9 protein-coding genes and 1 other RNA gene are annotated in these 11,994 nt (G+C 65.4%); 4 read left to right on the top strand and 6 right to left on the bottom strand.

Features of this window, described 5'->3' with window-relative positions; genetic code table 11:
• The first annotated feature begins 142 nt into the window (after window positions 1-142).
• From LL962_RS19020 to LL962_RS19010, 3 genes are all read left to right on the top strand, one after another.
• Window positions 143-215: non-coding RNA, sX9 sRNA (locus tag LL962_RS19020), on the top strand.
• Window positions 216-296: 81 nt separating this feature from the next.
• A complete protein-coding gene (locus LL962_RS19015; RefSeq protein WP_228318039.1) occupies window positions 297-1,067 on the top strand; it encodes a TetR/AcrR family transcriptional regulator in 771 nt (256 codons plus the stop codon).
• A 219-nt stretch (window positions 1,068-1,286) separates the two neighbouring features.
• The gene (locus LL962_RS19010) at window positions 1,287-2,210 is read left to right on the top strand and encodes an NADP-dependent oxidoreductase (protein ID WP_104587013.1); all 924 of its coding nucleotides are present in this window, start codon (window positions 1,287-1,289) and stop codon (window positions 2,208-2,210) included.
• 177 nt (window positions 2,211-2,387) lie between these two features.
• Here LL962_RS19010 and guaA read toward each other — a convergent pair whose 3' ends face one another.
• From guaA to folD, 3 genes are all read right to left on the bottom strand, one after another.
• Window positions 2,388-3,953: a glutamine-hydrolyzing GMP synthase gene (gene guaA / locus LL962_RS19005; RefSeq protein WP_104587012.1), complete on the bottom strand. Its 1,566-nt coding sequence runs from the start codon at window positions 3,951-3,953 to the stop codon at window positions 2,388-2,390.
• Window positions 3,954-4,079: 126 nt separating this feature from the next.
• Window positions 4,080-5,537, bottom strand: coding sequence for an IMP dehydrogenase (gene guaB, locus LL962_RS19000; protein WP_104587011.1), 1,458 nt, complete (start codon window positions 5,535-5,537; stop codon window positions 4,080-4,082).
• A 238-nt stretch (window positions 5,538-5,775) separates the two neighbouring features.
• Window positions 5,776-6,687, bottom strand: a complete 912-nt coding sequence (gene folD, locus LL962_RS18995; protein ID WP_104587010.1) for a bifunctional methylenetetrahydrofolate dehydrogenase/methenyltetrahydrofolate cyclohydrolase FolD — start codon at window positions 6,685-6,687, stop codon at window positions 5,776-5,778.
• A 49-nt stretch (window positions 6,688-6,736) separates the two neighbouring features.
• On the opposite strand from folD, the gene LL962_RS18990 reads away from it, so the two are divergent.
• Window positions 6,737-7,069, top strand: a complete 333-nt coding sequence (locus tag LL962_RS18990) for a DUF1244 domain-containing protein (protein ID WP_104587009.1) — start codon at window positions 6,737-6,739, stop codon at window positions 7,067-7,069.
• A gap of 102 nt (window positions 7,070-7,171) precedes the next feature.
• On the opposite strand, the gene LL962_RS18985 is transcribed toward LL962_RS18990, so the two are convergent.
• From LL962_RS18985 to LL962_RS18975, 3 genes are all read right to left on the bottom strand, one after another.
• On the bottom strand, window positions 7,172-9,019 hold the full coding sequence (locus LL962_RS18985; protein ID WP_228318038.1) for a monovalent cation:proton antiporter-2 (CPA2) family protein: 1,848 nt from the start codon (window positions 9,017-9,019) through the stop codon (window positions 7,172-7,174).
• A 171-nt stretch (window positions 9,020-9,190) separates the two neighbouring features.
• Entirely contained in the window at window positions 9,191-10,084 is an 894-nt protein-coding gene (gene galU, locus LL962_RS18980; RefSeq protein ID WP_104587007.1) for a UTP--glucose-1-phosphate uridylyltransferase GalU, read from the bottom strand.
• On the bottom strand, window positions 10,084-11,991 hold the full coding sequence (locus LL962_RS18975; protein WP_228318037.1) for a polysaccharide biosynthesis protein: 1,908 nt from the start codon (window positions 11,989-11,991) through the stop codon (window positions 10,084-10,086). Before LL962_RS18975 ends, galU begins: the two co-directional genes overlap by 1 nt.
• Between the last annotated feature and the right edge of the window lie 3 nt (window positions 11,992-11,994).

Raw genomic sequence — 11,994 nt, 5'->3', positions numbered from 1 at the left:
AATCTTGGGTGGGCGCCCCATCTCGATCCCTTGTTTCCACGTTGGGATCATAGATTACCATTATGTAAACACCCTCTTAGAGCGTCTAACAAAACTACTGCGCAGCCGCCAGACGGGCGCGGCCGGTGCTCGGAATCGGCCCATACCACGTACACTCCGGTTCCTCCGCGCCGTCCACACCCGCCTGACGACTGCTTGCGACGTTCTGTTTAGCCGCTCCAAGGCGTGCGTTGAACGTCGGCACCCGTGCCGATCAATCGCATCCCAGCCTAGCCGGTCAGCACGCCGAGCCATGCTTGCCGGCTTCCTTCGATCTCGACACTGGAAATCCCTTGCAAACTCCAAATGGTACGGTACAGTACCTCACCGAGACGACTGGTGGATGTAGCATGGCAATCACGCATCTCGATCCACCTGCACACCGCACCCCGAAGGGCGCCCAACGTGTCCACGACTTGATCGTCGTAGCCTCCGAGCGCTTTTTGGAGGTGGGCTTCGACGCGGTCTCGGTGGACGACATCATTGCGGCGGTCGGCGGTTCGCGCCGTAATGTCTACGCCCACTTCGGGGGCAAGGAAGGCTTGTTCAAGGCGGCGATGCTGTACGTGGCTGCGGAGATGGCCAAGCCGCTCGATGCCCTGGTGATAGAAGGCCGGACTCCCGCAGATGTGCTGCCCGTACTCGGACATACGCTGGTGAACACTGCCCTGTCGCCGCGCACGCTGGCCGTGCATCGCGTGCTGACCAACGAAGGCAAGCGCTTCCCGGACATCGCGCAGGCGATGTTGAGTTCCAGCTATCTCAAGATCCAGGCCAAGGTAGCCGCCTGGATCGCTACCCAGCAAGGCGATGCGCCCGGCCAGTTCACTACGGGCCTGTCTGCCCATGTGCTGGCCGAGCAGTTCATGAGCATGACCGCCAGCCACGTGAAGCTGTTGGCGATCGTCGGGCTGATCGCGCCGCCGCTGCACGATTCGGAAATCGACGTCATCGTCGGCAATGCTGTTCGCACGTTGCTGCAGGGTGCGGCGATAGGCGCGCCGCCTGCCGAAGATCGCAGCGGATAACCGCTATCACAGCAACTCAACCGACCGGCAATGCCATCACCGGCTTCCAGACGACCCATCGCACCGCTTGGATCGCTCGCTCCGGCGTTGCCGACCATGTCCGTCGACTGACCCGACCTGGCGGGTAGCCGACAGAAGCACTGCTGCAACACCCGCACTCAGTACCCGTCGCGACTGCCGCATCGCGCAGCGCCCTGTTCGATCCCCCCGGAGCACACCATGAAAGCTGTCCGCATCCAGCAGTTCAATGATCGCCCTACCCTCGCAGACATCCCCGTGCCCGATGTCGCGCCCGACCAGGTGCTGGTGCGCGTGCGCGCAGCGGCCCTCAATCCGTTGGACGCACTGGTGGTCTCTGGCGTGGCCCAGCATTTCTTCGACATCGCCCTGCCTATCACCCTGGGCACCGATCTGGTCGGCACCATCGAGCGCGTCGGTTCGATGGTGACCCAGTGGCGTACCGGCGACCGCGTGCTGGTATGGACCGATGCCGGGCGCAGCGGCGCGATGGGTGAATTTGCCGCAGTCCCGGCCAGCGTCTGCGTTGCCTTGCCGCCCAGCCTGTCGGCGGCCGAAGGCGCGGCCATACCCACCGCCGGCATCACCGCGTGGCATGCCTTGTTTTCGGCAGCGCAGCTCACCGCTGGAGAAACTGTGTTGATCCATGCAGCAGCGGGCGGCGTGGGCAGCTTCGCGGTGCAATTCGCGCACAAAGCAGGCGCACGCGTCATCGCCACCGCCTCCGGCGATGGTGTGGAACTGGCACGCAGCCTGGGCGCCGACGAGGTCATCGACTACACCGCACAGGACTTCAGCAGCTGCGTGTCGAATGTGGACGTGGTGTTGGACCTGATCGGCGGCCAGACCCAGACCCGCTCGTACGCGGTGCTGCGCAAGGGCGGTCGTCTGGTATCCACCACCATGCCGCCAGACCAGGCCAATGCCGAGGCCGCCGGTGTCACGGCCAGCATCTTTTACGCCAAACCCTATGCCGACCGTCTCGGCCAGTTGGTCTCGGACATCGTTGCCCAAGGCGTGCGCGTGGTGATCGACAGTAACGTCGCCATCGACGCCTTCGACCAGGCCTGGGCCCGCCTGACCTCCGGCAAGGCACGTGGCAAGATCGTCATCTCCGTCAGCTGACAGCCTTTGGAGCGGCGAACAGAACGTCGCGCCGTCTACATCCACCTGACGACCGCTCACTCCGTTCTGCTAGCCGCCCTAAGCAGTAGTGCCAGCCCGAAATCCGAAAGCCCGCGCTAAGTGGGCTCTCGACTTAGGTCTGGTCAGCCGCGATCAATCGATGCTGCACGCACGGGCTTACTCCCACTCGATCGTCGCAGGCGGCTTGCCGGAGATGTCGTAGACCACGCGCGAGACGCCGCGCAGTTCGTTGATGATGCGGTTGGATACCGTGCCGAGGAAGTCGTACGGCAGGTGCGCCCAGTGCGCGGTCATGAAGTCGATGGTTTCCACCGCGCGCAGCGCGATCACCCATTCGTAGGCGCGTGCGTCGCCCACCACACCCACCGATTTCACCGGCAGGAACACCGCGAACGCCTGGCTGGTCTTGTCGTACAGGTCGGCCTTGCGCAGTTCGTCGATGAAGATCGCATCGGCCTTGGCCAGCAGCTCGGCGTACTCGCGCTTCACCTCGCCCAGGATGCGCACGCCCAGCCCCGGACCCGGGAATGGATGGCGGTAGACCATGCTGCGCGGCAGGCCGAGTTCGACGCCGAGGCGGCGCACTTCGTCCTTGAACAATTCGCGCAGCGGCTCCACCAGGCCCAGCTTCATGTGCTCGGGCAAACCACCGACGTTGTGGTGGCTCTTGATCACATGCGCCTTGCCGGTCTTGCTGCCGGCCGATTCGATCACGTCCGGGTAGATGGTGCCCTGCGCCAGCCACTTTGCGTTGGCCAGCCTGCCGGATTCTTCGTCGAAGATCTCCACGAACAGGTTGCCGATGATCTTGCGCTTGGCTTCCGGGTCGCTGACGCCTTCCAGTGCCTTGAAATAGCGGTCGGCCGCATCGACGCGGATGACCTTGACCCCCATGTGCTCGGCGAACATCGCCATCACCTGGTCGCCTTCCTGCCAGCGCAGCAGGCCGGTATCGACGAACACGCAGGTCAGCTTGTCGCCGATCGCCTTGTGCAACAGCGCCGCGACCACCGACGAATCCACGCCGCCGGACAGGCCCAGGATCACCTCGTCTTCGCCCACCTGCTCGCGCACGCGCGCGATCTGGTCGTCGATGATGTTGGCCGCGGTCCACAGCGTCTGGCAGCCGCAGACATCGACCACGAAGCGGCGCAGCAAGGTCTGGCCCTGCAGCGTATGCGTCACCTCAGGGTGGAACTGCACGCCGTACCAGCGCTTGTCCTCGTTGGACATCGCCGCCACCGGGATGCGATCGGTCACCGCGGTGATGGTGAAGCCCGGCGGTACCTGCGACACATGGTCGCCGTGGCTCATCCACACGTTCAGGCGCGCGGCGCCGGCATGATCGGTCAGGCCGGAGAACAGCGCATCGGCGGCCACCACGTCCACTTCGGCATGGCCGAATTCGCGTTGATCGGCCGCTTCGGTCGCGCCACCCAGCTGTGCGGCCAGGGTCTGCATGCCGTAGCAGATACCGAACACCGGCAGACCGCTGTCGAACACTTGCTGCGGCGCGACCGGCGCGCCAGGCAGCGTGGTCGACTCAGGGCCGCCTGAGAGGATGATGCCCTTGGCACCGAAGCCGGCGATCTCGGACGGGTCATGGTCCCAGGCCCAGATCTCGCAATACACGCCCAGCTCGCGAATGCGCCGCGCGATCAGCTGCGTGTACTGCGCGCCGAAATCGAGGATGAGGATCTTGTCGCTATGGATGCTGGTCATTGAGAGCCGGGATTGGGGAGTTGGGATTGGAGATTCGCAAGAGCACACGCCACAACCGCTGCCGGATGGGGACGCGGTAGGCTCTTACGACTCCCGAATGCCGAATCCCCAATCCCGCGCGCCGGATCACCCAGCGCGATAGTTCGGCGGCTCTTTGGTGATCTGCACGTCGTGCACGTGGCTCTCGCGCTGGCCGGCGCCAGTGATCTTGACGAACTTCGGCTTGGTGCGCATTTCTTCGATGGTGGCGCAGCCCACATAGCCCATGGTCGCGCGCAGGCCGCCAATGAGCTGGTGAATGATGCCGCCGACCGGGCCGCGATACGGCACGCGCCCTTCGATGCCTTCGGGAACCAGCTTGTCCGCATCGGAGGCATCCTGGAAATAGCGGTCCTTGGACCCTTTTTCCATCGCGCCCAGACTGCCCATACCGCGGTAGCTCTTGTAGCTGCGCCCCTGGAACAGCTCCACTTCACCCGGTGCTTCCTCGGTACCGGCCAGCAGGCCGCCGACCATCACCGTCGACGCACCAGCCACCAGCGCCTTGCCGATGTCGCCCGAGTAGCGGATGCCGCCATCGGCGATCAGCGGAATGCGGTCCTGCAGTGCTTCGGCCACCATGTCCACCGCCGTGATCTGCGGCACGCCCACCCCGGCCACCACGCGCGTGGTGCAGATCGAGCCCGGGCCCACGCCTACCTTGACCGCATCGGCACCGGCGTCCATCAAGGCCAGCGCGGCATCGCCGGTGACGATGTTGCCGCCGATCACCTGCAGTTGCGGATAGGTCTTCTTGACCCAGGCCACGCGATCGATCACGCCCTGCGAATGCCCATGCGCGGTGTCGACGATGACCACGTCCACGCCGGCGGCGGCCAGCAGCTCGATGCGTTGTTCGGTATCGCCACCCACTCCCACCGCCGCGCCCACCAGCAACCGCGTGGCGGTGTCCTTGGCGGCATTGGGGTTGTCGGTCTTCTTCTGGATGTCCTTGACCGTGATCAGCCCGCGCAGCTCGAAGCCGTCGTTGACCACCAGGACCTTCTCGATCCGGTGACGGTGCAGCAGCTCCAGCACTTCCTCGTCGCTGGCGCCCTCACGCACGGTGACCAGGCGCTCCTTCTTGGTCATGATGTGGCGGACAGGGTCGTCCAGCCTCTTTTCGAACCGCATGTCGCGGCTGGTCACGATGCCGACCAATTCGCTGCCATCCACTACCGGCACACCGGAGATGTTGCGCGCACGTGTCAGCGCCAGCACCTGGCCGATGGTGGTGTCCGGGCCGACCGTGAACGGCTCGGTGATCACGCCGGATTCGAACTTCTTGACCTTGGCCACTTCGGCCGCCTGCTGCGCAGGGGTCAGGTTCTTGTGGATGATGCCGATGCCGCCCAGCTGGGCCATGGCCACCGCCAGGCGGTGCTCGGTCACGGTGTCCATCGCTGCCGACAGAATGGGCAGTTTCAGACGCAGATCGCGGGTCAGCCGGGTTTCCAGGCTGACATCCTTGGGCAGGACGATCGAGTGGGCGGGAACGAGGGAGACGTCGTCGTAGGTGAGAGCTTCAGCCTGGATGCGGAGCATCGGCGGACCCGAGTGTGGGGAAGCGCGACATTTTAACGCATTGGGGCGGGGATTGGGGAGTCGGGATCAGGGATTGGCAACGGCGCCGCGCTGCCCAACCGACTAATTGCCTGCCTGTCAGACTGCCGATTTGGATGGTTCGCCCACCACGCTGCGCCCCGGACAGGCCATGCATGCGCTTTTGCCGTTAGCCTTTAACGAATCTCAAATCCCGACTGCCGAATCCCGTGCACTGCCTTTAACCAATCCCCAATCCCGAATCCCCAATCCCGGCCGCATCAGCGGCCTCGATGGTGTTCTGCATCAGCGTGGCCACAGTCATCGGCCCCACCCCGCCCGGCACCGGCGTGATCCACGCTGCGCGCTGCACGGCGGCATCGAAGCCGACATCGCCGACCAGGCGGCCGTCTTCGAGCCGGTTGATGCCGACGTCGATCACCACCGCGCCCGGCTTGACCCACTCGCCGGGAATCAGGCCGGGCCGGCCCACCGCCACCACCAGGATATCGGCGTTGCGCACGCTGGCTTCCAGCACATCGGCGGGAGTGAATTTGTGGCAACTGGTGACCGTACACCCGGCGATCAACAGTTCCAGGCCCATCGGACGGCCCACATGGTTGCTCACGCCGACGATGGTGGCATTGCGTCCACGCACCGGCTGATCGGTGTGGCCCAGCAAGGTCACGATGCCGCGCGGCGTGCACGGGCGCAGGCCGAACTCGCGCAATGCCAGGTGGCCCACGTTCTGCGGATGGAAGCCATCCACATCCTTGCGCGGATCGATGCGCTGGATCAGCCGGTTGGCATCGGGAATGCCCGGTAGCGGGAGCTGGATCAGGATGCCGTGGATCTTGGGATCGGCATTGAGTTCGTCGATCAAGGCGGCCAGCTCTGCTTCGCTGGTGCCCTGCGGCAGATCGTAATCGAAGGCTTCGATACCGACCTTCTCGGCGGCGCGTCGCTTGTTGCGCACATAGACCGACGAAGCCGGGTCGCCTCCCACCAGCACCACCGCCAACCCCGGCCGGCTCTTGCCCGCCGCAATGCGCGCATCCACCCGCAGCTTCAATCCGTCGAGCAGATCCTCGGCAATGCGACGGCCATCGAGAAGGCGGGCCGGAGCGGCGGCAACTGGCGCGAAAGCGGTCATGGGGCGTCAGGTGTAGAGTCGAGGGCCGTCCATTGTCCCCGATTCCGTCATGACCGACACCACTCTCCTCAGCCCGTCGAGCAGCGACCCGGCCACCACCGCCATCGAAGCGGCCGCGTTCCGCCGCCTGCTGCAGCATCTCAACCAGGAGCGCAGCGATGTACAGAACATCGACCTGATGATACTGGCCGGGTTCTGCCGCAACTGCCTCGGCGACTGGTATCGCGAAGCCGCCCAGGCGCAGGGGCAGCCAATGAGCAAGGATCAGGCGCGCGAGGCGGTCTATGGCATGCCGTTCGCCGAGTGGAAGCAGCGCCATCAGAAAGAAGCGACCCCCGAGCAACTGGAAGCCTTTGCGGCGGCCCAGCGCAGGCACGGCTGAGCGCTTCTGCGTCGCCGGCACACCGAACGTGCCGGCCGCCCACTCGCATGGCCACTCATGGGCGGAAGCGAGCCGGTGTGCCGAGCCAGCCTCCGGTTCGGCTCAGTCGTGCAGCGCGGGCTCTTCGCCAGCCGGCACAGGCGCATCGCGGTTGAGCGAGCGGCTCTCCCGCCGCGGTGGGGTGAACGGCGTGGGCTTGGGAACCGTCGGCGTGACGTTGCCGTACATCAACCCGGTTCCGGCGCGCACGTTGCCGGCGGCGACTTCCAGCTCCAGCCGTTCGGCATCGCGGCGGCGGATCTCGCGCGCGATCATGCCGGCCTCATCCTCGTCCACACCCAGCTCGACCAGCGCCATCTGGCCGAACACGACCGCCGACTCGAAGGTTTCGCGGATCTGGTAGTCCACGCCGGCGGCGATCAACTGCAGCGAATGCCTGCGATCGAACGAGCGCACCAACAGGCGTGCGTGCGGAAACTCGCGCGTGGCCAGTTCGACGATGCGGTTGGCCGCTTCGCGATCGTCCACGCATACCGCGATCGCCCGTGCGCTGTGCGCACCGGAAGCGTGCAGCACATCCAGCCGGGCACCGTCGCCGTAATAGATCTTGAAACCGAACTTCGCCGCGCTCTGGATCATCTCGATGTCGTTGTCGATGATGGTCACGTCCACGTCGCGCGCCAGCAACGACTGGCTGGCCACCTGGCCGAAGCGGCCAAACCCGATGATCAGCACGCTACCGGTCTGCCCGTTGGCCGCTTCCACGCCTTCCAGCGACACCGCCGCGGCAGGCGTGAATCGGCGTTGCAGCAGGACGAACAGCGGCGTCAACGCCATCGACAACACCACGATCGCGGTGAGGCTGGCATTGACCTGCGCATCGATCACGCCCGACGCCGAGGCAGCGGCGAACAGCACGAAGGCGAACTCGCCGCCCTGCGCCATCAACACGCCACGGTCCAGCGCCTGGCGATGATCGCTGCGCATCAAGCGTGCCACCACATAGATGCAGACCGCCTTGCCGACCATCAGCGCCAGCACGCCGGCCAGGATCAGGCGCCAGTCGGCGGCGACCACGCGCAGGTCCAGGCTCATGCCGACGCCCAGGAAGAACAGGCCCAGCAGAATGCCGCGGAACGGTTCGATATCCGCCTCGATCTGGTGCCGGAAGGTGGATTCGGACAACAGCACGCCGGCCAGAAAGGCGCCCATCGCCATCGACAGCCCACCCACCTGCATCAGCAGGGCAGCTCCCAGCACCACCAGCAGGGCTGCGGCGGTCATCACCTCGCGCGCCTTGGACGCGGCCAGCACCCGAAACAGCGGATTGAGCAGCCAGCGGCCCGCCACCAGCAGGCCGACGATGCAGGCCAGACCGATCCCGATATCGTGCCAGCGTTGCGAGGCCGCCTGGGGATCGCCGCTGGAGCCCATCCAGGCGACGATGGCCAGCAGCGGGACGATCAGCAGGTCCTCGAACAGCAGGATCGCGACGATCTTCTGACCCGACGGCAGTGCCACATCGCCGCGTTCGGCAAGCAACTGCATCACCACGGCCGTGGAGGTCAGTACAAAACCAGACGCGGCCACAAACGCCACCGGCGGCGCAAACCCCAACGAGACGCCGATCCCGGTCAGCACCAATGCGCATGCGCAGATCTGCACGGTGCCAAGCCCGAAGATTTCCTTGCGCAGGCTCCACAGGTGCGAGGGCCGCATCTCCAGCCCGATCACGAACAGGAACATCACCACGCCCAGCTCGGCCACATGCAGGATCGCCTGTGGGTCGTCGAACAACCCCAGCCCGAAGGGACCGATCGCCAGACCAGCCGCCAGGTAACCCAGGACCGAGCCCAGGCCAAGCCGGCGGAACAGCGGGATGGCGACCACCGCTGCGCCCAGCAGGGCCACCACGTTGATCAGGTCACTGGAGTGGGCAGGCTGGCTCATGCCCGGGATTCTAACGGCAACCTTCCGACGCCGCCCTGCATCTGCCTGCTCTTTGTCCGTCGCTGCGCCTGCCCCACATCGTCCGCCACGTCTGCCCGCCCTGCCCGGCGGCGCCAAGACGACGAACGACGCCGGATGGCGTCGTTCGCTGTACAACCGTGGGCGTGGCGATCAGCCGCGCGCGTCGGCAGCGGCCAGTGCCGTGCGCAGGATCTCCTTCGCCGGACCGCCGTGCTTTTCGTGCTCCAGCGCGAAGTGCACGGTGGCCTCGATCAGGCCGATATGCGCGCCGCAATCGAAGCGTCGCCCCTCGAAGCGGAATGCATCGACCTGCTCCTGCTTCAGCAATTCGGCGATCGCGTCGGTCAGCTGGATCTCGCCGCCGGCACCGGCGCCGGTGGACTCCAGCAGATCAAAGATCTTCGGGTTGAGCACGTAGCGCCCGACCACCGCCAGATTGCTCGGCGCCACTTCCGGCTTGGGCTTTTCGACGATGGCATTGATCCGACCCTTGCGCCCGTCGAAGGCGTCGGTGGAGACGATGCCATAGCTGGCCGTCTTGTCGTGCGGCACGTCCTCTACTGCGATCACGCTGCCGCCGGAGGCCTCTGCCACGTTGGCCATCTGGGTCAGCGCGGCGTCGCCGCGATTCCACATCAGGTCGTCGGGCAGCAGCACCGCGAACGGCTCGTCGCCGACCACCGCCTTGGCGCACAACACCGCATGCCCCAGGCCCAGCGCTTCGGCCTGCGTCACGAAAATGGCGCGTACACCTTCCGGGAGCGCGTGGCGAACCAGTTCCAGCTGCTCCAGCTTGCCGGCGCGCTCGAGCTTCTGCTCCAGCTCGTAGGCCTTGTCGAAGTAGTCGGCGATGGAATGCTTGTAGCGGTTGGTGACGAAGATCAGCGTATCGCAACCGGCCTGGATGGCCTCGTCGACAGCGTACTGGATCAATGGTTTGTCGATGATCGGCAGCATTTCCTTCGGCACCGTCTTGGTGGCCGGAAGAAAGCGGGTCCCAAGACCTGCGACGGGGAATACGGCCTTGCGAATACGCTGGCTCATCAAAGTCTTCTGACCTCACGTGCGGGGAATGGAACGACCGTATCAGATCGCGCGTCGACTTTCCGTCGAGCAGCCGCGAAATCCGGCATCAGACTGCCCAGCACAGTCTCCATGGCCTTGATGTCATAACGGTTAACCGCCTCGCGCAGCCGCGTCACCAGCTGCAGCACCTGCTCATGCGAGAACTCGCGCACGCCCGCTTCCAGGATCTTTGGGTGCGCGGTAGGGCGATAGTCCTCGTCGGAATAGAACAGGGTCTCGTGCAGCTTCTCGCCCGGACGCAACCCGGTGTAGAGGATGGCGATGTCCTTGCCTGGTTGCTTCCCGGCAAGGCGGATCATCTGCTCGGCCAGCAGGCGGATGGCCACCGGTTCGCCCATGTCCAGCGTGTAGATCGCCCCATGCGACGCCGATGCAGCGGCCTGGATCACCAGCTGGCAGGCTTCCGGAATGGTCATGAAGTACCGGGTCACATCCGGATGCGTCACCGTCACCGGGCCGCCCTGCCGGATCTGCTCGCGAAACAGCGGCACCACGCTGCCAGCGGAGTCGAGCACATTGCCGAAGCGCACCGTGATGAAGCGCGTCGGCGCGTCGCGTGCATCAAGACTCTGGCAGATCATCTCCGCGTAGCGCTTACTGGCGCCCAGCACGTTGACGGGCTCGACTGCCTTGTCGGTGGAAATGAAGACGAAGGTCTCGATCCGTGCACGCTGGCAGGCGCGCGCCACGTTCTCGGTCGCCAGCACGTTGTTGCGCACCGCCTCGCGCAACTGCTCTTCCAGCAACGGCACCTGCTTGTAAGCGGCGGCATGGAATACCGCGTCCGGGGTCGCGGTATGCAGCGCGTGCGCGACCACCGCCGGGTCGCCGCAATCGCCCAGCACACGGACCACCTCGACATCCGGGAACAGGCGGCGCAGATCCGAATCGATGGTCAGCAACGCCAGTTCGTCGATTTCCAGCAGCACGATGCGACGCGCGCCGTGGCGGGCACATTGCCGGCACACTTCCGAACCGATGGAGCCGCCGGCACCGGTGACCATGACTGTCTTGTTGGTCAGCCAGCCGCGGATCAGCCGCCAGTCCGGAGTCACCGGCTTGCGATTGAGCAGATCCTCGATGGCCACCTCTTTCAGTTCACCAGGCAGCGAACGCCCTTCCAGCACGTTGATCAGCTTGGGCACCATCCGGAACGGCAGGCCGGTGCTTTCGCAGATCGCCACCACCCGCTGCATGCCGGCTGCGTCCAGCGACGGAATCGCGATCACCAGCAACTTGGCCGCTGTTTCCTTGGCGATCGACGCGGCCTGCTCCAGGTTGCCCAGCACGTTGAGGCCCTGGATCTTGGCGCCGTGCAGATTGGCCGCATCGTCCAGGAAGCCGACCGGCACGAAGGCACCGGTACGACGCAGGTCGCGCACCAGACCTTCGGCGGCACGGCCGGCACCCAGGATCAGCACCCGCTGCGCGACCTCGCCGGAGTGCGCGATCTGGTAGTCCTTCCACGCGCGGTACAGCAGTCGCGGCGTCCCCAACAGCGCCGACAGCGCGAACGGATACACCACCAGAACAGAGAGCGGCACGCCGTCCAGGCGGTCATAGGACAAGGCCAGCACGATCGCCACCAGGCCCAGGAAGCTGGATTTGAAAATGTTCCAGAGGTCGGGAACCGAGGCGAACCGCCACAGGCCGCGGTACAGCCCCATCTTCCAGAACACCAGCCCCTGCGCGACCAGCACGACGGCGGTGCGCCAGTCCCACAGCGGGAGATCGGGCGCCTCGCGCAGCATGGAATACCGGCCAGCGTGCAGCAATTGCCAGCACAGCCAGACCATGAGCAGGTCATGCACCACCACAGCGACCTGCGGCAATGCTTTGGTCAGACGGTCACGCCAAGAAATCATAAA

The sequence above is a fragment of the Xanthomonas sp. NCPPB 1067 genome (assembly GCF_020783795.1).
Classification (GTDB): Bacteria; Pseudomonadota; Gammaproteobacteria; order Xanthomonadales; family Xanthomonadaceae; genus Xanthomonas; species Xanthomonas melonis.
The sequence above is the reverse complement of the archived record's forward strand: the minus strand, read 5'-3'. Positions and strand labels throughout refer to the sequence as shown.

What these genes read in the sequence shown, in the direction of transcription:
- LL962_RS19010 (WP_104587013.1), top strand. Translation starts at nt 1,287, where the DNA reads ATGAAAGCTGTCCGCATCCAGCAGTTCAATGATCGCCCTACCCTCGCA.
- guaA (WP_104587012.1), bottom strand. Translation starts at nt 3,953, where the DNA reads ATGACCAGCATCCATAGCGACAAGATCCTCATCCTCGATTTCGGCGCG.
- guaB (WP_104587011.1), bottom strand. Translation starts at nt 5,537, where the DNA reads ATGCTCCGCATCCAGGCTGAAGCTCTCACCTACGACGACGTCTCCCTC.
- folD (WP_104587010.1), bottom strand. Translation starts at nt 6,687, where the DNA reads ATGACCGCTTTCGCGCCAGTTGCCGCCGCTCCGGCCCGCCTTCTCGAT.
- LL962_RS18990 (WP_104587009.1), top strand. Translation starts at nt 6,737, where the DNA reads ATGACCGACACCACTCTCCTCAGCCCGTCGAGCAGCGACCCGGCCACC.
- LL962_RS18985 (WP_228318038.1), bottom strand. Translation starts at nt 9,019, where the DNA reads ATGAGCCAGCCTGCCCACTCCAGTGACCTGATCAACGTGGTGGCCCTG.
- galU (WP_104587007.1), bottom strand. Translation starts at nt 10,084, where the DNA reads ATGAGCCAGCGTATTCGCAAGGCCGTATTCCCCGTCGCAGGTCTTGGG.
- LL962_RS18975 (WP_228318037.1), bottom strand. Translation starts at nt 11,991, where the DNA reads ATGATTTCTTGGCGTGACCGTCTGACCAAAGCATTGCCGCAGGTCGCT.